14 protein-coding genes, 1 tRNA gene and 1 other RNA gene are annotated in these 21,634 nt (G+C 44.0%); 7 read left to right on the forward strand and 9 right to left on the reverse strand.

Annotation, left to right across the window (positions count from 1 at the left end):
- The first annotated feature begins 421 nt into the window (after positions 1-421).
- The 4 genes from ACLHG7_RS15030 to ACLHG7_RS15045 are packed head-to-tail and all read left to right on the forward strand — an operon-like array spanning position 422 to position 7,176.
- A complete protein-coding gene (locus tag ACLHG7_RS15030; RefSeq protein WP_410211796.1) occupies positions 422-778 on the forward strand; it encodes a DUF4214 domain-containing protein in 357 nt (118 codons plus the stop codon).
- Entirely contained in the window at positions 778-4,983 is a 4,206-nt protein-coding gene (locus tag ACLHG7_RS15035) for a glycosyltransferase (RefSeq protein WP_410211797.1), read from the forward strand. The genes ACLHG7_RS15030 and ACLHG7_RS15035 overlap by 1 nt, the downstream gene beginning before the upstream one ends.
- Positions 4,984-4,994: 11 nt before the next feature.
- Complete coding sequence (locus tag ACLHG7_RS15040) at positions 4,995-6,137, forward strand: WcbI family polysaccharide biosynthesis putative acetyltransferase (protein WP_410211798.1); 1,143 nt, start codon at positions 4,995-4,997, stop codon at positions 6,135-6,137.
- Entirely contained in the window at positions 6,121-7,176 is a 1,056-nt protein-coding gene (locus tag ACLHG7_RS15045; RefSeq protein ID WP_410211799.1) for a GSCFA domain-containing protein, read from the forward strand. Before ACLHG7_RS15040 ends, ACLHG7_RS15045 begins: the two co-directional genes overlap by 17 nt.
- A gap of 291 nt (positions 7,177-7,467) precedes the next feature.
- On the opposite strand, the gene ACLHG7_RS15050 is transcribed toward ACLHG7_RS15045, so the two are convergent.
- The 5 genes from ACLHG7_RS15050 to coaD form a co-directional block, all read right to left on the reverse strand.
- Complete coding sequence (locus ACLHG7_RS15050; protein ID WP_410211800.1) at positions 7,468-7,722, reverse strand: TonB family protein; 255 nt, start codon at positions 7,720-7,722, stop codon at positions 7,468-7,470.
- 296 nt (positions 7,723-8,018) lie between these two features.
- Positions 8,019-8,095: transfer RNA gene (locus ACLHG7_RS15055), tRNA-Met, on the reverse strand.
- Positions 8,096-8,251: 156 nt separating this feature from the next.
- An RNA gene (gene rnpB, locus ACLHG7_RS15060) (RNase P RNA component class A) lies at positions 8,252-8,614 on the reverse strand.
- A gap of 106 nt (positions 8,615-8,720) precedes the next feature.
- On the reverse strand, positions 8,721-8,975 hold the full coding sequence (locus tag ACLHG7_RS15065; protein WP_114898241.1) for a YfhL family 4Fe-4S dicluster ferredoxin: 255 nt from the start codon (positions 8,973-8,975) through the stop codon (positions 8,721-8,723).
- 47 nt (positions 8,976-9,022) lie between these two features.
- A complete protein-coding gene (gene coaD / locus ACLHG7_RS15070; RefSeq protein WP_410211801.1) occupies positions 9,023-9,514 on the reverse strand; it encodes a pantetheine-phosphate adenylyltransferase in 492 nt (163 codons plus the stop codon).
- A 232-nt stretch (positions 9,515-9,746) separates the two neighbouring features.
- Between coaD and smpB the strand changes: the two genes are divergently transcribed.
- Positions 9,747-10,217, forward strand: coding sequence for an SsrA-binding protein SmpB (smpB, locus tag ACLHG7_RS15075; RefSeq protein WP_410211802.1), 471 nt, complete (start codon positions 9,747-9,749; stop codon positions 10,215-10,217).
- A 46-nt stretch (positions 10,218-10,263) separates the two neighbouring features.
- Here smpB and ACLHG7_RS15080 read toward each other — a convergent pair whose 3' ends face one another.
- A complete protein-coding gene (locus ACLHG7_RS15080) occupies positions 10,264-11,862 on the reverse strand; it encodes an inorganic phosphate transporter (RefSeq protein WP_410211803.1) in 1,599 nt (532 codons plus the stop codon).
- 286 nt (positions 11,863-12,148) lie between these two features.
- Between ACLHG7_RS15080 and metH the strand changes: the two genes are divergently transcribed.
- Positions 12,149-15,859 carry a methionine synthase gene (gene metH / locus ACLHG7_RS15085; protein WP_410211804.1) on the forward strand — a complete coding sequence of 1,237 codons (3,711 nt, stop codon included), beginning with the start codon at positions 12,149-12,151 and terminating at the stop codon, positions 15,857-15,859.
- 34 nt (positions 15,860-15,893) lie between these two features.
- On the opposite strand, the gene ACLHG7_RS15090 is transcribed toward metH, so the two are convergent.
- The 3 genes from ACLHG7_RS15090 to ACLHG7_RS15100 all read right to left on the reverse strand — a co-directional run bounded on the left by ACLHG7_RS15090 (position 15,894) and on the right by ACLHG7_RS15100 (position 19,681).
- Positions 15,894-16,766, reverse strand: coding sequence for a 2OG-Fe(II) oxygenase (locus ACLHG7_RS15090; RefSeq protein WP_410211805.1), 873 nt, complete (start codon positions 16,764-16,766; stop codon positions 15,894-15,896).
- A gap of 223 nt (positions 16,767-16,989) precedes the next feature.
- The gene (locus tag ACLHG7_RS15095; RefSeq protein ID WP_410211806.1) at positions 16,990-18,819 is read right to left on the reverse strand and encodes a M4 family metallopeptidase; all 1,830 of its coding nucleotides are present in this window, start codon (positions 18,817-18,819) and stop codon (positions 16,990-16,992) included.
- 538 nt (positions 18,820-19,357) lie between these two features.
- Positions 19,358-19,681, reverse strand: a complete 324-nt coding sequence (locus tag ACLHG7_RS15100) for a TraR/DksA family transcriptional regulator (protein ID WP_410211807.1) — start codon at positions 19,679-19,681, stop codon at positions 19,358-19,360.
- A 284-nt stretch (positions 19,682-19,965) separates the two neighbouring features.
- On the opposite strand from ACLHG7_RS15100, the gene ACLHG7_RS15105 reads away from it, so the two are divergent.
- Positions 19,966-21,606 (forward strand): acetolactate synthase large subunit, encoded by a 1,641-nt coding sequence (locus ACLHG7_RS15105; protein ID WP_410211808.1) that lies wholly within the window; start codon positions 19,966-19,968, stop codon positions 21,604-21,606.
- Positions 21,607-21,634 lie beyond the last annotated feature (28 nt).

The raw sequence follows: 21,634 nt of genomic DNA on the forward strand, positions 1-21,634 counted from the left end.
TGACAAAAACCCAGCATCGAAGTTACACAAACATACATAAAAAAACTAAATTACTTTAAATAAACGCCTATAGCCTTCACTTATTACAAATTTGATATATTTATTTACCATTCTACCCAAAAGATTTGACTCTTGATGAGCTTTAGGGCTATACATTGATAGATATCTAGTTTTAGAATCAGTTAAAGCAAGGAAAGTTCATATTACTAAAATAATGCAAGATCAATAAATATTATAGATGAAAGCGTGCTGTGAAAATTATAGTAATAAAGAACGATTATTTTAACTGACCGATAAAAATTTATGTATCAAGTTAGATGGTGATTTTAAAGTTTTAGCTACATTTTTTGAAATTAGTTTCAAGGAATAGACGTAGTGCAGCAACTTAAAGTTTCACGATCTATCGCTAGGGGAAATGAAAATGCCAATTCAAGCAAGCCCAAATACAACACTTACTCTTAACTCATTATTAGAATTTAACGATGATGAGTTTGTTCACTATGCTTATGAAGCGTTGCTTCGCAGGCCACCGGATCCAAGTGGCTTGCAATCAAACTTACAGCAGTTAAACAATGGTGAGAGTAAGCTAGGTATTCTTAAACAACTACGATTTTCACCCGAAGGTGGCCATGACAGTGCTATCGCACTCGAACTGGACATTGCCATACAGGGAATGATCTCGGATACGGAACGACTTTTATTCGTTTCGACCAGTGTTAAAAATATTTATTATAAGTTTAAAGCCGCAGCCGAAATGAGCTCAAGGAAGGTCACATAATGCGTATCGTTATTGATTTGCAAGGTGTTCAAAGCAACGATACCAAACAAGCGATTGGACGCTATTGTTTATCGCTGACGCAAGCCATCTTGCGCAATAAAGGAGAGCATGAGGTCATATTGGCACTCAATGGACTATTCCCTGAAACCATTGAACCTATCCGAGCAGCATTTGACTCACTCCTTCCCCAAGAGCAAATCAGAATATGGCATACACCCGATATTAGTGACCCTATTGATACCAAAAAATCAAAATTCAAAAGAGCGGCTGAACTGATTCGTGAAGCGTTTATTGCCAATTTAAAACCTGATGTGATTCTCATCACTAGTCTTTTTGAAGGACTTTATGATTCAGCGGTCACAACCATTGGTTTGTTTAATCACACAACGCCCACCGCAGTAAGTCTCTATGATCGAACATTATTTACTAGTAAAACCTCTAATTTAGAGCGTTCAATTCTCGATCATGAGATGATCGAATCATGGTATGAAAACAAACTTGATCAGCTTAGACGTGCACATCTCCTCTTATCGACCTCGGAGCTCGCGCGTAATGAAAGTATTGAATATCTAGGTTTACCTGCTTCGCAATCTGTCAATATCGGCAATGCAACAGACGCACGTTTTCAAAAAACTCAGATTCCTCGTACACTTCAGACCTCTGTTCTTGAGCACTACAGTATCTCCAAACCCTTTATTCTGTATGTCGGTGGACTTGAACCCAATAAAAACGTACAAGCGACTATTCGCGCATTTGCCCTGCTTCCAGAAGAAGTACGTAAAAATAATCAGCTCATCATTGTCTGCGAAGCCAAATCAAAAGCACGTCATGGTCTAGAAACGCTAGTCAAACAATTTGGTTTGTGCAGTGAAAATATCGTTGTAACAGGATTTATTCCGAACGAAGACCTCATCACACTCTATAATTTATGTCAGGCACTCATTGCACCATCTGCTGTAGAAAGCTTCAATATGTCTGTGCTTGAAGCCATGTCTTGCGGAGCAGCTGTTATCGGTGCCAATACCACTAGTCTTGCAGAAACGATTGGTCGTACTGATGCATTGTTTGATCCCTTGGATGATCAGGATATTGCAGATAAAATCTCGAAAGTATTATCCGACAAAGTCTATCAAGCCAATCTAGCCAAACATACCCTTGAACAATCTAAATCTTTTTCTTGGGATCAATGTGCAAAAAGAACCCTTGTGGCACTTGAAGAACTCCATGAAACAGATCTCGACTTAAAGAAAAAAGCTTCTGCACTTCCTCCACGTATTCGGCCTAAACTTGCCTACGTTTCCCCGCTCCCCCCTTTGCGTAGCGGAATTTCTGATTATAGTGCTGAACTTTTACCAGAGTTATCACGCTTCTATGATATCGATGTCATCGTAGAACAAGATGTAATCTTGAGCTCTTGGGTAGCGGATAGTAGTTCAATCAAAAATGCTGAATGGCTTGCACGTAATGCTGAATCTTATGATCGCGTGATTTATCATTTTGGTAACTCAGAATTTCATCAATATATGTTTGACTTAATCGAACAAGTCCCTGGAATTGTCGTATTGCACGACTTTTTTATCAGCGGAATTGTTGGTCACATGGAATTACAAGGATTTAGACCCAGAGGTTGGGCCAAAGAGCTGTACCATTCCCATGGTTATAATGCCGTTAAAATTTATTCTAAATCGCAAGAAGATGCGGTATGGAAATACCCTTGTAATAAAAGCGTTCTAGAAAGCGCCCAAGGTGTTATCGTCCATTCCAACAGCCCCAAAAAACTGGGGACTCAGTGGTTAGGCGAAGATTTTGTTAAAAATTGGTCAGTTATCCCTTTACTCAGAGCACCGGCACAACCCATTGATCGGACGGAAGCACGACAAGCATTAGATATTCCTGAAGATGCCTTCGTGATTTGTAGTTTCGGACTCTTGGGGCCTACCAAACAAAACAAACGATTATTAGATGCTTGGCTAGACTCTAAATTATCCAAGCACAAAAATTGTCATTTGATTTTTGTCGGTGAAGCACCATCGAATTCAAGCTATACCAAAGATCTGCTTGAGACCATTGCAGATAGCGATGCTTCTAATCGAATTAAAATCACAGGCTGGGCCAGTACCTTACAATTTCGACAATATTTAGCTGCGGCAGACTTAGGGGTTCAATTAAGAACTCAATCCCGCGGAGAAACTTCCGCTGCAGTTCTGGACTGCATGAATTACGGATTAGCCTGTATTGCCAATGCTAATGGCTCTATGGCTGAGCTTCCTCAAGATGCCGTTTGGATGCTGGATGATGACTTCGAAAACACACAGCTCACTAAGGCGCTGGAAACTCTCTGGAAAGATCACGATCAGCGAAACTTGATCAGTACTTTAGCACGGCAAAATATACGCCTCAATCACACGCCCCGCGCATGTGCAGAGCAGTATGCACGTGCAATCGAAGATCATTATGAGCAATCTCTCACCAACAATGACAACCTGATCAAGACACTCGTGACCCACGGTGGAATATCAAATGATCCCCGAGTCTGGCTTCAATTAGCACAAGAAATTTGTCAAAACCACTCACCAACCGAACCCAAACAATTATTTCTAGACATTTCTGCATTGGTTGAAACTGATCTTAAAACAGGTATACAACGTGTTATTCGCAGCATATTGTTAGAACTACTAACCAATCCACCTGCTGGTTATAAAATTGAGCCCGTTTATGCTCGTCCAAATCAGCAGGGTTATCACTATGCACGGCAATTTTCATTGCAATTCCTCGAGTGTCCTCGCGACAGTCTGGTAGATGCGCCGGTTGAAGTCTTTGCAGGTGATATTTTCTTAATCATTGACCTTCATTTCCAAGTTGCAACCCAACAAAGTAAGTTCTTTAATTACCTTAAACAGATTGGTGTTCCTCGATACACTCTGGTCTATGACTTACTCCCGATTCTCCAACCGAACTTCTTCCCTTCAGGCACATCGGATCAATTTAAGTCTTGGCTTGAGGCCATTACACAAGGTGACGGTGCAATTTGTATTTCTCGTGCTGTTGCAGATGAATTAGTTGAATGGCTAGATAACTTTGGTCAAAAACGGATGAGACCGTTTAAAATTGGATGGTTCCATTTAGGTGCAGATGTTGCAGGCTCAACACCGTCTAAGGGGCTACCTGCCAATGCCCAGCGTACCCTCAATGCACTTTCTTTACGCCCAACCTTCCTAATCGTAGGTACTATTGAGCCGCGTAAAGGCCACGCCCAGACCATGGCGGCATTTGCCCAGTTATGGGATCAGAATGAAGATGTTAATCTTGTGATTGTAGGAAAACGTGGCTGGGTCAGCCCTGAGTTTATTTATGCATTAGAGACGCACAAAGAACGCGGCCATCGTTTCTTCTGGCTTGAGGGCATTAGCGATGAATATCTTGAGAAAATCTATGCCGCATCAACATGTTTAATTGCGCCTTCTTTTGCCGAAGGATTTGGCTTACCGCTGATTGAAGCAGCACAACACGAACTGCCTCTCATCGTACGAGATATTCCCGTTTTTGCTGAAGTCGCAGGAAATCATGCATTTTACTTCTCAGGTGAGACACCTCGTTCTCTAGCAACAGCAATACAGGAATGGTTGCAACTTGATCTCATTGGCAAAGCTCCTCAATCAGATGTGATGCCTTGGCTGACTTGGAAACAAAGTACTCAAGGTCTGTTGAATGTTGTCTTAAGTAACCAATGGAGCCAAAACTGGATACCAAGCAATGTTCACCGCTTTAGAGGAAACAGTAGCTTACTTAGAACTAAAGTCGGTAAGAGAAGCAGTGATAGTATCAGTAGCACAGGAACAGCGGGTTGGCTCATTTACGGTCCTTACGTTCAAATTCCTGAGGGACAGTACAACGTCGCGATTCGCGGGACCATAGGTAAAAGCGGTCTTTCGGGGGCTTGGGCGGACGTGTCTTTCGATCACGCCAAAACTGTGCTTAAAAAAGTCAATTTAAATACCCCTGATGCCAAAGGAAACTTTATTACATTCTCCATTCTTATCGACCAAATCTGTGATGACCTTGAAGTCAGAATCTGGGTCAATAATGATACCGAGATTAATGTATCAATGATTGAGATCACACCGTTAACCTCTAACCCATCACAACTTACTCTCATCAATGCTCCCAAGATGGTCGTCGTTGAGCCCATTGCCAATTCGCTATAGAGGTTAAGTTTATGGTTACTAGGGATGAAGTAATATGGTGCTATCGATTAATACTGGGGCGAGAACCAGAATCAGAAGAAGCAATTGCCCATCAGCAACAATATGAGGATCTTGAAACACTAAGAGCTTTCTTTCTACAAAGTAGCGAATATAAAGAGAAAATTTCAATTCAACAGTTGGAAACTGTTGAATTTAAAACAATACCCGAGGTTTCAAATACAGTAATTCAGAAGACAGCACCCATAAACTTGATAAAAGAGATTGATCAATCTGATCGGGAAGAAAAATGGATCGTCATTTCTAATTGCCAAACGGTCGGGATTGCGAACTCCTTAAGTTTACTATGTGCGAATGTCACCGTAGAGCCGTGTGATATTTGGCAACTGACTAAAAATCGGGAATATTGGGAAGCAAAGCTCCCGGAGTATGACCAACTGATTATTCTTGCGGATATCCGTCATATTAATGTGATTGATCTAAGTCCTTATCAGAATATCACATGGTTCCCAAGCTTCTTATTTCGCGCTTTCCATCCGGATTTATGCTACGTCACGAGTCCTGACGGGCATATCAAGACCCCCATGGACGAATATAATTCATGTTTGGCTTTCGCAGCCTATAAATCGAATCTAACCATCGATCAAACGAGAAATCTATACAACAACGAAGTCTACCAAGCCGTAGGTTTTTATAACTTTTGGCAAGCTGAGAAAGAACAACTTTTCAGAAGATTTGATGACTTTGATCTCGATATTAGAAATAGTTTTGTCCAGTGGGCAAGACAAGGTAGCTTTATGTATAGTGGCAATCACCCCAAAGTGAATGCAATCTATGATATTGCAACGCTAATTGCCCGAAAAATTCGCGGTAAGCACTTTGAGACCACGATTAGACCCCATGATAATTTGGCGGTAGGTCCGATCTACCCTATTTATCCGGAAATTGCAGAAAATCTTGGACTTAAAGATGGCTCATATCTTTTTAAACCCATCAGCGCATATAAGCTATTTGATTTAGATGAATTTCTTGAGGGTAGCTTTGGCGCATATGAAAAATATAATGCCGATGCCTTAATGATTCATGATCAATATGTACATCCATATGAAAATGCAATGAAATATATTGCGGAGCGTAAATATGAGCAATCCATATAAAGGTTTAGAAAACTTTCAGTTTTGGCGCCGCTCTATTTCAACGACGGATTATCATACCTTTGACCCTATCGTTCAGCCCAAATTTAGACTGCGTAAAGATGAAAAAATTGCCACAGCAGGCAGTTGCTTTGCACAACATATCGCCCGGCGCTTGTCAGCCATCGGCTTTAATTATTATGTTCCCGAATCAGGTGAGGGACTCAGCGATCAAGAGCGCAAAGAACGCGGATTCGGCATGTTCTCGGCTCGATATGGCAATATTTACACCGTACGCCAGTTGGTACAGCTGTTTGATGAGGCTTTTGAAACACGTGCCTCAAGTGAACTACCTTGGTTGAGAGAAGATGGTCGTTATATCGATCCATTCAGACCTAATATCGAGCCTCAAGGCTTCAAAGACGCAAAAGGTGTACTTGAAGAGCGCAGCAAACATCTGAAACATGTGAAAGACATGTTTCTTAATGCGGATGTCTTTGTGTATACCTTGGGCCTTACTGAAGGCTGGATGAGCAAAACCAGTGGAGATGTATTTCCTCTGGCGCCTGGTGTTTCAGGAGGGAGTTTTAATGAAACCGATTATGCGTATAAGAACTTCTCTGTAATCGAAGTCATGGCTGACTTGAATGCTTTTTTACAAAGGCTCAAATCCGTCAACGCCAAAATCAAAGTTTTGCTGACGGTCTCCCCCGTGCCACTGATTGCAACTTTTGAAAAACAACATGTCTTGGTGTCCACAACGTATAGCAAATCTGTTTTGCGCGTTGCCGCAGAAACCGCCTCTCGTGAATACGACTGGGTTGAGTACTTCCCATCCTACGAAATTATCACCGGTAATTTTAATCTGGGCAAATATTATGAAGATGATTTGCGTGAAGTGAATAGCAATGGTGTGAGCCACGTAATGCGCTGCTTCCTCAGACACTACGCTGAAGGCCATACACAAAAATCAGTACGTTACGATGTCGTACAGCCGATCAACAAGCACCCCGTCTCAGATATTATTTGTGATGAAGAATCTATCGCCAAAACCGCTTTTTAAATTTAGGGCTGATGCACTTTCAAGCAATTTTGATTACGAACCCGATTCAAATCATGGCGGATCATTGAGCCAGCCATGATTTATCCACCGCATTAACAATATTTTCCCTAAACCGTCATCTGATTACACGTCTTGGCATGCCTCATAGTCTTCGAATTAGGTCGACCAAACTTATCCGCACGACAGATCAGATTTCAATCAAAATGTTTACAGCTTGACACAGCAAACGTTCCACGTGTTCCACCCTTTGTTATCCACAAGCTTACCCGCAAGCATTGGGGGTAACTTTAATTATGGTTGATTATGGCTCGTCCAAACCACGTCATACCAGATTCGAACTGCCTTTGAGCCTAATCGACACGGAGCGTAACGAGCATTTTTTAATTCACTCATCGCCTGCCGATCAATTGCAGGATCACCTGAACCTTGCTTGATCCGTACATCTTGCACTTTTCCAGCCTCGTTTAGTAATACACGCGCGGATACACGTTTTGGCGTACCTTGTGCAATATTCGCTTCGGCAAACAATTTATTTAATAGATTCATGAAATCTAACCTGCTTTGTGCAAACTGGAACAAGTGCTTTACATTGGATAGAACAGCTCGGGCCGATGATCCGTCTCCCCCCCCCCCTTTAAGATTAAACGTATCTTGCTATCGTTTATAGATCCGTAATACATCTTTTGTAAGTTTAAGCCCGAAACGGCTTCTGATCCTTGGTACACAACTCGATAAATACCCTCATCAATGTCAGCAGACTACTACAATGAACAACAAAAAAGCCCTAAACCAAGTAGGTAAAGGGCTTTGCGGTCTAGTATGAACTAGCGTGAAACGTATAATGGTGGCTATGGCGAGACTTGAACTTGCGACCCCCGCATTATGAGTGCGGTGCTCTAACCAACTGAGCTACATAGCCAGAACTGATGAATCAGAACTTTTGAAGGACGGCATTATGCCGACCACGCGGCGCTTCGTCAAGCTAAAACGCCTAAAAGATCAACAAGCCATGCGTTATTTTGCATGCTTGTTTTTAAGCGTTTAAAACTTGAACAAACATCACCTTATAAATTTAGTGCAAAGTGAGCCTATAAGCCGGGTTCTGTCGTGAACGATCATTCCTCTAGGCGTATCGTCACCAATACGCTCAAGCAACCTACCCGAATCCGACGCGGGCCACGCCATGGATTCCTATTTGGTCTTGCTTCAAGTGGGGTTTACCGTACCGGTCTGTTACCAGACTCGTGGTGCGCTCTTACCGCACCGTTTCACCCTTACCACGCACCCTTACGGGTCGTTCGGCGGTCTACTCTCTGCTGCACTATCCGTCGGCTCACACCGCCCAGGCGTTACCTGGCACTTTGCCCTACGAAGCCCGGACTTTCCTCCCCTGCTTCAATCCGAAGATTTCATCAGCGGCGACCGTCCAGCTCACTTTGCGCGCGCATAGTAGCAAAACCAAGCCGCTTGATGTGAATTAAACTGCATTTATTTTTTACGGAATATGAATCTAGACTTTAAAGCAGCAAAAGGAGGGCTTAGGCTTAAGATGCAAGCGCTTTGAGTCGCAATGATTTTGCCATGAGCTCATCTTGCGTCTCGGCATGATCTGGATCTAGAGGAATACAATCGACAGGGCAAAACAACTGACACTGCGGGACATCAAAATGCCCTACACACTCTGTGCAGAGATCAGGATCAATTTCATAGATTTCAGAACCCATATAAATTGCCTGATTAGGGCATACAGGCTCACAGACATCACAATTGATGCATTCGACAGTGATTTTTAACGACATGAGTAACAATAGACCTGCTTAATAGCATGCGCTCATTATAAGCCCTTTTACGCCCAACCATTCGCCCGTTTTTCAGCGAAAGCTGCATTCACAGCAACAGGTACAAACTTGGCAACATCACCGCCTAATCGAGCAATCTCACGAACTAGAGTCGATGAAATGAAAGATAAGTGCTCAGATGGTGTGAGAAAAACGGTCTCAAAATGCGCATCAAGCTGGCGGTTCATATTCGCTAATTGGAACTCGTACTCAAAGTCAGAGACAGCGCGTAAACCACGTAGCACCGCTGTCGCACTTTGCTCTTGAAATAAGTTGACCAGCAACCCACTAAAGCCAATGACTTTGACGTTAGGTAGATGATCAATGGCGCTATGGACCAGTGCAACGCGTTCATTCAGGTCGAATACAGGGCTTTTATGATGACCTGCTGCAATGGCTACGACCACTTCGTCAAACATGCGTGAAGCGCGTTCAATTAAATCGGCATGTCCATTGGTAATCGGGTCAAAAGTTCCAGGATAAATAACACGGGTCATCATGAGACTCTGCAATACGTTAGAATGCCAACATGTTAGCAAGAAACTGAGTACAGTAAATGACTAACGTGATTAAATAGCGGATTAATCACCGCTAAATCACATCTTGTAGCCAAATTTTTACCAAAAAATGCAACGCGACTGCAGAACTTACGGCACAATGTCGCACTATTTATGATTTAACATCCAATATAGACATATTGAGTAGCATTCAGAGAAGATTTACAGAAAAACCATGAGTAAAGATAAAACATCGGGCGGTACGATCGCCCAAAATCGCAAGGCTCGCCATGACTTTTTTATTGAAGATAAAGTTGAAGCGGGTCTGGTCTTGCAAGGCTGGGAAGTCAAAGCGATACGCGCAGGTAAAATGACGATCTCGGAAAGCTATGTGATTTTCCGCGATAACGAAGCATTCCTATTCAACGCTCAGATTACCCCTCTTTGGTCTGCGTCCACGCACATTGATCCTGAAGCAACACGTACACGTAAGCTCCTCATGTCTCGCCGTCAGATCGATAAACTGATGTCTGCAGTCAATCAAAAGGGCTATACCTGCGTACCGCTCGCCAGCTTCTGGAAAGGGCAATATGTGAAGTGCGAAATTGCACTCGTGAAAGGTAAAGCGCTACATGACAAACGCGCCACTGAAAAAGATCGCGATTGGAATCGCGAGAAACAACGGGTATTTAGAAAGAGTCATTAAGCATAAAAAGCCTAGCAATTGCTAGGCTTTTTTTACATCTAACGCTTTAAACAAACTGTACAAAGATCCAGTACAGTGTCGCTGAAAGTGTAATCGCAACGGGTAAGGTCAATACCCAAGCCGATAAAATGCTTCTGACCGTACTCCACTGCAAACCGGATCGATTCGCGGTCATGGTTCCGGCCACAGAGCCATTCAAGACATGGGTCGTGCTGACAGGTAACCCGAATTTATCAGCAACACCGATCATTGCCATCGTCGATAATTGAGCTGCAAGACCTTGACCATAGTTCAACGGCGTATTACCAATCTTCTCTCCGACCGTGACCACAATACGCTTCCAGCCCACCATCGTTCCCAGACCCAGTGCTAATGCAACCGCCACTTTGACCCAAGTCGGAATAAACTGAGTCGTGTGATCAAGACTTTGACCATTGGCTTTAATCACTTCTTTTTGATCAGCAGTCATCGCAGGCAATGCATTATCTTTATCCAGACGCTTCATGCTCGCACTGGCCAAGTACATATCATTGCGTAAGTTACGTGTCGCATCTGCTGGAACTTTATCAAAAGTTCCATAATGAGCAACAGCATGGCTGACATCAGTTGCAACCACAGAGATTGCAGGTAAAACTTCTGGCGTCACTTTATGATCTTGAAGATACCGAGTTAACACATCACGTGATTTAGTCAAATCAATGGTTGGTGTTGTCGGTGACAAAATAACTGCGGTTTTTTCAGACAACGCAGCAAAAGCTTGTACCTGTGTTGCATCCATGGTTTTATTCAAAGAATAAGCCATCGGCACAATACCGATCAAAATAAGCATGATCAAACCCATGCCTTTTTGACCGTCATTTGAGCCGTGAAAAAAACTGACACCCGCACAGCTTAATACCAGCAAGATACGAATCCAAAATGGTGGCGGCTCTTTACCTACTGGTGGTTCGAACATCTCTGGCTTACGTGCGAATAACAGCTTCGATAAAAGAAATAAGATTCCAGCAACCGCAAAACCAAGTAGTGGTGAGAATAATAATGCCTTACCAACTTTAAGCGCCTGTCCCCAATCGACACTGCTTGATGCAATGCCAGCGGGCGCCAGGATTTGATTCATTAATCCTACACCGATAATAGAACCGATCATGGTATGTGAACTTGAGGCAGGAATACCCAATGCCCAAGTTCCCAGATTCCAGATAATTGCTGCAAGTAGCAATGCAAAGACCATTGCAAAACCTTGGCTACTGCCCACGTTTAAAATGAGCTCTACAGGCAACAGTGCAAGAATACCATACGCAACAGCCCCACTCGCCAGCATCACCCCCGTGAAATTAGCAACACCTGATAAAACTACTGCTGCTGGAGCTGGTAAAGCATTGGTATAAATAACCGTTGCAACCGCATTTGCCGTGTCATGAAAGCCATTCACAAACTCAAAACCAAGGGCAATCAGCAAAGCCAGCCCAAGCATCAAGAATGGTAAAAAAGTCAGCGGCGGTGCACTGGCAAGATCAGCTGCCAGTTCAATCCCGATATAAATCAAGGCGGCAATGACTACACCAAGAAATAATGGTTTAAACAGTGGATGTGGAGGAGTATCGATTGAACTTGGAGCAGATACTGTCGATGTATTCGTGTTCATGGTTAGACCCTGAATAACAGTAATTATTGTTTGTGTATTCTCTGCCCTGAATATGACTATTTTATGAAAATGTGATTTTGATTATTTTTAGAACTATTGACTCTAGCGATAGAGTGTCACATCCAACATTCACGATCTGTAATTACCTGTTAGAATACGCAGCTTTTTGTTGTGTTCAATGTATACGCGCCCCATATCAAATGGATGATCGTACAAATTGAATCATCGGTTCATTAAAATCGTAGTGACGTTGCTTTATTCTTGGTTTTCGGAGTTCTTTGTAAAAATGTCTACACCCGCAATCGCAGCTCAAAATCTAAAAAAACAGCTTCAAGAGCTACTGAAACAAAGAATTCTCATTATCGATGGCGCGATGGGAACGATGATTCAACGCCACAAACTCGAAGAAGAAGACTATCGAGGAGAGCGTTTCGCTGACTTTGAACATGATGTCAAAGGCAACAACGATCTGCTGGTATTAACGCAGCCTCATATCATTCAAGGCATCCATGCACAGTATTTAGAAGCTGGCGCAGACATTATTGAGACCAATACCTTCAACGGTACTCAAGTGTCTATGGCTGATTACCACATGGAACACCTCGTCAGTGAGATCAATACCACTGCGGCTCGGCTTGCCCGTCAAGTCTGTGATGAGTTCACAGCAAAAAATCCAGATAAACCCCGTTTTGTCGCGGGTGTCCTTGGACCCACATCACGCACCTGCTCTATCAGCCCAGATGTAAATAACCCTGCATTCCGTAATGTGACCTTCGATGAACTCGTTGAAAACTATGTGCAAGCCACGCTTGCACTGATCGAAGGTGGCGCACATATCATTCTGATCGAAACGGTCTTTGATACGTTGAACTGTAAAGCCGCAATTTTTGCGGTCAAAACGGTGTTTGAACAAATCGGGTACGAGTTGCCCCTGATGATTTCAGGCACGATTACTGATGCATCAGGTCGAACGCTATCTGGCCAAACGGCTGAAGCTTTCTGGAACTCGGTACGGCATGCCGACTTACTGTCAATCGGCTTTAACTGTGCGCTAGGCGCCGATGCCATGCGTCCGCACGTCAAAACAATTGGCGATAAGGCCGATATCTTTGTCTCTGCACATCCGAATGCGGGCTTACCCAATGCTTTTGGTGAATACGACGAAACTCCTGAACAAACCGCGGAGTTTATCCGTGAGTTCGCAGAAAGTGGTTTGATCAACATTACAGGCGGTTGCTGCGGGACCACACCGAATCATATTGCCGCAATCTATCAAGCGGTTAAAGACTATGCGCCTCGCCAGATTCCCGACATCGAACCTGCGTGTCGCTTGTCTGGACTAGAGCCATTCAACATCACCAAAGATTCATTGTTTGTAAACGTCGGTGAACGGACCAACGTCACGGGCTCGAAAAAATTCGCCCGTCTGATCCGCGAACAGAATTACACCGAAGCGCTGGCGGTCGCGCTGGATCAAGTTCAGGGCGGCGCTCAGATCATTGATATCAACATGGATGAAGGGATGCTCGATTCAGAAGGTGCGATGGTTACCTTCTTGAATATGATCGCCTCCGAGCCTGATATTTCCCGCGTTCCAATCATGATTGACTCATCGAAATGGGAAATCATTGAAGCGGGTCTGAAATGTGTACAAGGCAAGCCTGTCGTCAACTCAATCAGCCTCAAAGAAGGTCATGAAGAGTTCGTCACCAAAGCTAAACTCTGCCGTAAATATGGTGCAGCGATTATCGTCATGGCCTTTGATGAAATGGGTCAAGCCGATACGGCTGCGCGTAAGCGTGAAATCTGTGAGCGCTCATACCGTGTGCTCGTAGATGAAGTCGGTTATCCTGCCGAAGACATCATTTTTGACCCCAACGTCTTCGCAGTTGCAACCGGTATCGAAGAGCATAACAACTATGCTGTCGATTTCATTGAGGCAACAGGCTGGATCAAACAGAACCTCCCCCATGCCATGATCTCTGGCGGGGTCTCGAACGTCTCCTTCTCATTCCGTGGTAATGAGCCCGTTCGTGAAGCCATTCATGCTGTGTTTTTGTATTACGCCATTAAACAAGGCATGACGATGGGGATCGTCAATGCGGGTCAGCTCGCGATTTATGACGACATCCCGAAAGAACTCAAAGACTGCGTTGAAGATGTCATCTTAAATCGACGTGAAGATGGTACCGACCGCCTCCTTGAAATCGCGGAAAAATATCGCGGTGAAGGTGGCGCAGTACGTGCGGCTGAAAATCTGGAGTGGCGTGACCAACCCGTCAGTAAACGTCTGGAATATGCACTCGTCAAAGGCATCACCGCATTCATTGATCAAGATACTGAAGAAGCGCGCCTAGAAGCTAAGCGTCCACTGGATGTCATTGAAGGCGCACTGATGGCCGGAATGAACGTGGTTGGAGACCTGTTTGGTGAGGGCAAAATGTTCCTGCCCCAAGTGGTCAAATCAGCACGCGTGATGAAACAAGCCGTGGCGTGGTTAAACCCTTATATTGAAGCTGAAAAAGTGGTTGGCTCCAGCAAGGGCAAAATCCTGATGGCTACCGTCAAAGGCGATGTCCATGACATCGGCAAAAATATCGTTGGGGTGGTACTTGGCTGTAACGGCTATGACATCGTCGATCTTGGCGTCATGGTTTCTGCAGAAAAAATTCTCAAAGCAGCGATTGATGAAAAAGTGGATATTATCGGGCTATCGGGTCTGATCACCCCAAGCCTTGATGAGATGGTCTTTGTCGCCAAAGAAATGCAACGACAGGGTTTCAAAATTCCGCTACTGATCGGTGGGGCTACCACATCTAAAGCACATACCGCCGTAAAAATCGATCAACAATATCAAAATGATGCTGTGGTCTATGTCGCTGATGCATCACGCGCTGTTGGTGTGGCAACTACTCTGCTCTCACCAGAAATGAAACCCGCTTTTGTCGCAGAGCGTCGTGCGGAATATGAAGAAGTGCGTATCCGCATCGCCAATAAGCAACCTAAAGCACCGAAGCTGACCTACGCACAGGCCATTGAACATGGCTTAAAGCTAGACTGGGAAAGCTATCAACCGCCTAAACCCAATAAGCTCGGCATGACCGTGATTGACGAGTATCCATTGGATAAGTTGGTACCTTATATCGACTGGACGCCATTCTTTATCTCATGGAGCTTAGCGGGAAAATACCCTGCGATCCTGCAAGATGAAGTTGTCGGAGAAGCTGCCCGCGATTTGTTTGATAATGCGCAAACGATGCTCAGAGATCTGGTCAACAAAAAACTTGTGACGGCAAAAGCAGTATTCCGCTTGCAGCCAGCCAGTCGCTGCGGTGCAGATGACCTTGAAGTCTATAGCGATGAATCACGCCAGACGGTTACTCATACCTTCCATCATTTACGCCAGCAAAGTGATAAGGCATCGAAGCAACCGAACTTTTCACTCGCGGACTACATCGCCCCTAAAGCAGCATTGGTCGAAGACTATCTCGGTGGCTTTACGGTATCGATTTTTGGTGCCGAGGAAATGGCCATCGAATATCGTGCCAAAGGTGATGACTTCTCAGCGATCCTTGTTCAATCCCTCGCCGACCGTTTAGCTGAAGCGTTTGCTGAACAGCTGCATGAACGGATTCGTAAGGAATACTGGGGTTATGCACCAGATGAGCAATTGGATAATGACGCCCTCATCAAAGAAAAATACCAAGGCATCCGCCCCGCACCGGGCTACCCGGCTTGTCCTGAGCACTCAGAAAAAGCCACGCTATTTAATTGGCTGGACAGTACCGCACAAATCGGTACCGAACTCACTGAAAACTACGCAATGTGGCCGCCATCATCCGTGAGTGGTTTTTACTACTCACATCCTGAAAGTGATTACTTCAATGTTGGTAAACTGGGTAAAGATCAGATTGAGTCCTACGCTGCCCGTAAGGAATGGACCGTTGCTAAAACCGAACGCTGGTTAGGGCCAAACTTGGATTATGAAGCGAATTAAGGTCGCTTCATTCATGATCTCAATTTATTGGGTGTCAGGATTTTCCATACTGACGTTCACGCAGCCATTTGGTCGCAATATATTTGGTCCCTTCAATCACAGGCATGCCTGCATGCAGGCTATTGTTATGTGGTTTGCCATGACGATCGGTATTGGCAAATAAAAGGGCTGCGCCTTTTTTGGGTCGGAACTCCAGACCTATATTAGGAAAACGAGTCCCGCCGCCAGCAGCGATATCGGACAAGTAGAGAATAAAGCTCGCCACTCGCTGCCCCCCGATAGCCAAATGTTTTGCACTGCCCTCATATTTCGGATCAAAGAAATCAAAGTGTGGGTGATATTCACCGCCATGCTGATAGCGTAAAATCTGCAAGCCTTCGCCATGGGTCACAGGCCAGTTCACAAGTGCCGCAATACGCTGCTCGATTTTGCTCACCAAAGGATTTTCGCCGCGATTAAAGAAAGTCGAATCGCTGCTTCGGCGCTGATCGAGCTGCAAAGAACCATCTTTGTTATCGACCACGGTAGAACGGGCAAGCTTCCCTTCTTGCTCAGATAAATGGATTAACTCATCGCACTCTTGTGGACTGAGCATATCTTCAAAATAAAATATCGCTGGATTTTCAAAGTGTCCGAGCAAGCGAATCACCTGACCTTGAACTTCTAAGAAATTGTTTCCCGATGCCAGATGATCCAAGTTGAAATCTTGCATTTTTTGATTTGAATCTGGAGATTTTTTATCTGTGGTGCTTTGCAGTGATAATCCCTTATCTGTAAATTTGAAACCGTTTTCATGCAGAATACGACCGATCTCCCCAGGATCACAGCCCCGCTCCAAGTTCTCTACTAACCAGCTTTGCCATTCAACAGGCAGTTGATCAACCCAAGCTTGATCTGCACTTCCCATATCTATCACCTTCAATTGATGTAATCATGATCATCGGTTAATTATTAATACAACGGGTCATAAAAATGAATTTCTTGTATCCCTATTCTCTTCGTTAAAATGAATAAAAGAAATACTCGCTAATCAATCTTTTTATCGCCAATGATGAAATCAAAAAAGCCAGCTTACATCAAGCTGGCTTTTTACTCTCAGAACACATTTCGATTAATGACATCAATCATAATCAATTTACAGACACAGCACTCCATGCAGCTGCTACAGCTTTGTATTCTGTTGATGCTGCACCATATAAATCGGTCGCAGCAGTCAATGTTGCAGTACGTGCTTGTGCATAAGTTGTACCAGAGGTGAAATATTGCGTCAATGCTTTGTACCAGATTTTAGCGGCTTTATCATGACCAATCGCGGTCAAAGTCGTATTGCCATTACAGACTAAACTGCTGGGTGTAAGTGTACTGGTAAATCCTGCCGGAACAACAGCTCCTTCAGAAAGCAAATAGAAAAAGTGATTGGCTACACCTGAAGTATAGTGTGGATCATAGTTGCCGTAGAGTGTTCCTGAGGAGGCACGCCAGAATTTCTCTCCTGTTGCAAATCCACCTGCAGGCAAACAATCAAAAGAACCAAAAGAACCTTTGGTACCATCTGTAAATGTTCTGACCGTTGTTTCTTTATCAAGACTCGGCTTAAACATCCAGCGTAGTGCATTGGTGCCATTCTTTGGATCAACCTCAACATCTTCACCAATCAAGTAATTGCCTGGATGCGAGGAGGTCGCACCATAGAACTCAACTGAAGTCCCCATGATGTCAGATGCACCTTCATTTAATCCACCAGAATCCTTGTGATTATAAGCCAATGCTGAGGTTGCTGAAGTAACGCCATGCGTCATCTCATGTCCCGCAACATCTAGAGCCACAACGGGCTTAAAACCGGTTGTACCGCCACTTCCATCACCGTAGTACATGCTCTTGGAATAGTCACTCCAAAAGGCATTGTCATAGCCTTGATCAAGATGAGCGTAGCTCACGACGCCTTTTCCATCATTGAAAATGCCATTACGTCCTTGGGTATTTTTATAAAAATCCCAGGTCTTGGCCAACCCATAAGCAATATCAGCGGCGGCTGTCGTACGATTGGTCGCAGTGCCATCCCCAAATACATTTGTCGTATTGGTAAATGCGGTTGAACCACTTGCAATAGTCGCAAAATCTGAAGTGTAATAAGGCTCTGGGGCATTGTTCGCATCACGAACTTCACCATTTCCACGTGACGGATCTTTTAAACTATATTTGCCACTGGTCAAATCAGTGGTCAACGTCACTGTACCCAGATACAACGTTTTACCAGTTCCTGTCGCAGCAACTGGCTGAATCTTCTCCTCACGATCTAACACAGCACCTGTGTCTGCAGAAATATAGAACAATGATGATTTAAGCTGCTTACGAACTGAAGGCGTTAAATTTTTAGTCAATCCTTCTACTTGACCAGTTACCAACACCTCATAAGCAAGAATCGGTTTAGTATTTCGTGCAAAAACCACCAATTTTGGTGCAACTGTTTCCTTTACGGTTCCTCCAAAATTACTACTTGCAATGGATGCGGCACTAGCAGCTGTTATATTGGCTTTAGGTACCCCACCGATTGTGGTGCCAGCAGCACTTTGACTCAAATTAATTGCACTGTTCTGAGACAAACTCGCTTGCTTTAATTGTCCATGATAAGAATGAACAACCGTATCTCCGCCAATCACGGGCAAGCCATTATATGTCCGGTTAAAACGCACGTGTTCGGTGCCATCGCGATCAACAATCACATCTTTGGCTTGAAATTGGTCACCCGTTGCTGCACTACTCGGTACGGTTACACCTGATGCTCTTGCAGCAGTGCTTACACTTGCGGAACCAGCGGCCAATTTAAATGCACCACTATTTTGTTGGATTAACCCCAAGGCCCGGTCAATTGCGGCCTGGTTCTTTGTGTCGCCTGCTGTTGCGTGGTGAGCTGCCAATATCATAACTGCAGCTGAAAGCGCTTTAATGCGAGATTTCATAATGACTCCATTTAATAATTTTCCAGCACATGATCAGCAAACTGTTGGTAGATGTTCACTAAAAATGACTGGTTGGAAAGTTTTGATAAAACTTACATGATCGGTGTATCACTGAATATGGGGTACATACCCGCAAAACTACCGATCCTTATCTCAGCATTTAAACAAAATAAGTCATTGATACAATTAAAAACTTAATCTATTCGCTTTGATATTTGCCCAATATTTCCTTAAATCATTCATAGAGAAAGAACAAATACAATTGAATCTCTTGAATTCTTAGTGAAATAAAGACAAAAATGAAATGCAAATAACATACCAATTGGTAAAATTAAATATTAAAGAAAATATAGAATGTTATAATGTATCTTATTTATAGATAGTTAATAAATTAACATAAGACTAAAACCAAGGAAGGTCAGAATATTGATTATGATGAAATATGTCTATTTTTGAATATTATATAAAAATCAGCATACTCTACGCATGAAAATATGCTGTAAATAAAATCTTATAAAAGCATTAGACTGTGTTTGACTCAAACCGCATGAACCTTACACCGTACCGCATATGGTAATACTTCTAAGCGCTCAGCTTCTATCGGCTCACCGCACACTGCACAGAATCCATAATGTCCATTATCTAAACGTGACAGCGCATCATTGACTTGAATGAGCTCATTTGATGCAGCCAACTGCACAGCAAACTGTTCATCATCACGCCCATGCAGACTGGCTTGATCACTCCATTGATCATTATCTGGTGCATTTCTCTCTTCGCGCTCGGCAGTGATCCGCTCTAAACGCCCTTCCAACTCTTGTTTCAATTCAACCAAATGTGTACGAATTGTTGTAGTGCTCATCATCATTCCTTGTTCTGATTTTGTTCTGACTGTTGTCATGGATGAATAGCATGATTCGGATGATGGAGCAAATCATTTTCGATTTGTCGTAGATTTTTTCCTTTAAGAATTAAGCAGATTTGGGACCTACTGTACTCTCGTTCTGATACAGAATTCGCCATCGATAATCATAGACAGGATAGAGTCCACTTTATAGACTTGATTACACTTCAATATTTACAACCGTCCCCACGCCTTGAGTCTTTTCATTGACTTGATTACCGCTTCACGCAGGATCTATTTTCATGAAAGCATCTGATTTATTTGTTAAAGCCCTTGAAGCAGAAGGCATTCATTATGTCTTTGGGATTCCCGGGGAAGAGAATCTCGACTTTCTGGAATCACTACGTTCATCAACCATCAAACTGGTTTTAACCCGTCATGAACAATCCGCAGCATTTATGGCAGCAACTATTGGTCGCTTAACGGGAAAAACTGGAGTTTGTCTGTCTACACTTGGACCTGGGGCAACGAATCTGGTGACAGGCGCAGCTTATGCACAACTGGGCGGTATGCCGATGCTGATGATCACAGGTCAAAAGCCAATTAAGACCAGTAAGCAAGGGCATTTTCAAATTGTCGATGTGGTCGACATGATGCGACCACTCACCAAATATACCAAGCAAATCGTTTCAGCCGACAATATCTCAGCACACGTACGAGAAGCCTTTCGTCTGGCAGAAGAAGAGCGTCCGGGTGCGGTGCATTTAGAGTTACCTGAAGATATTGCGATCGAAGAGACCGATATGCTGCCAATTCCCACTAGTCGCCATCGCCGTCCGATCGCGGATGATAAGTCGATCCAATGGGCGGTCGATGCCATCAAAGCGGCTAAGAGCCCGCTGCTCATGATTGGTGCAGGTGCCAATCGTAAGCGCACGTGTCGTGTACTGCGTGAGTTCGTGGATAAGATCTGTATCCCCTTCTTCACCACACAAATGGGCAAAGGCGTGATTGACGAATCTCATCCTTTATGGCTCGGCAATGCGACGCTATCTGATGGTGACTTTGTTCACCGCGCCATTGAACATGCCGATCTGATCATTAATGTCGGTCATGATGTCATTGAGAAACCCCCTTTCTTTATGCGCCCCCATGGCCGCACCGTGATTCATATCAACTTCTCTAGTGCGGAAGTCGATGCGGTTTATTTTCCTCAGATTGAAGTCATTGGCGATGTACCTCATACAATCTGGCGCATCAATGAACTTATTACCCCACAGCCACATTGGGACTTTAGCTACTTCCTGATGGTGAAAGAACATCTTGAAGCACACTTAAGTCTAGGCGCAGATGATCCACGCTTTCCGATGTATCCGGTACGCGTTGTCGCTGATGTTTATCGCAGTATGGCGAAAGACAGTATTTTATGTCTGGATAATGGCATGTATAAGATCTGGTTCGCGCGTTACTATCGTACCCACTTGCCCAACACTATGCTGTTGGATAACGCCTTAGCGACCATGGGTGCAGGACTGCCTTCTGCCATCGCTGCCAAGATTGTGCATCCTGAGCGTCAGGTTTTGGCGATTTGTGGTGATGGTGGCTTTATGATGAATTCTCAAGAGCTTGAGACTGCTGTCAGGCTAGGGTTGCACTTGGTTGTGCTGATCATTCGCGATAATGCTTTTGGCATGATTCAATGGAAACAGGCCCACATGCACTTTCCAAACTTTGGTATGGATTTAAGCAATCCGGACTTCGTGGCATATGCCAATAGCTATGGTGCGATTGGACATCGTATCGAAGCTGCAGATCAATTAACACCCTGTATTCAACACTGTCTGGCGACACCCGGCGTACATGTCATTGATCTGCCGATTGACTACTCAGACAATGACCGTGTCCTAAACCATGAAATTCAGACCTTAAGTGCACAGATCTAAGGGGTGGTAAAGAGAACATGGAGAGCAT

The organism is Aquirhabdus sp., assembly GCF_046462495.1.
Lineage (GTDB): Bacteria > Pseudomonadota > Gammaproteobacteria > Pseudomonadales > Moraxellaceae > Aquirhabdus.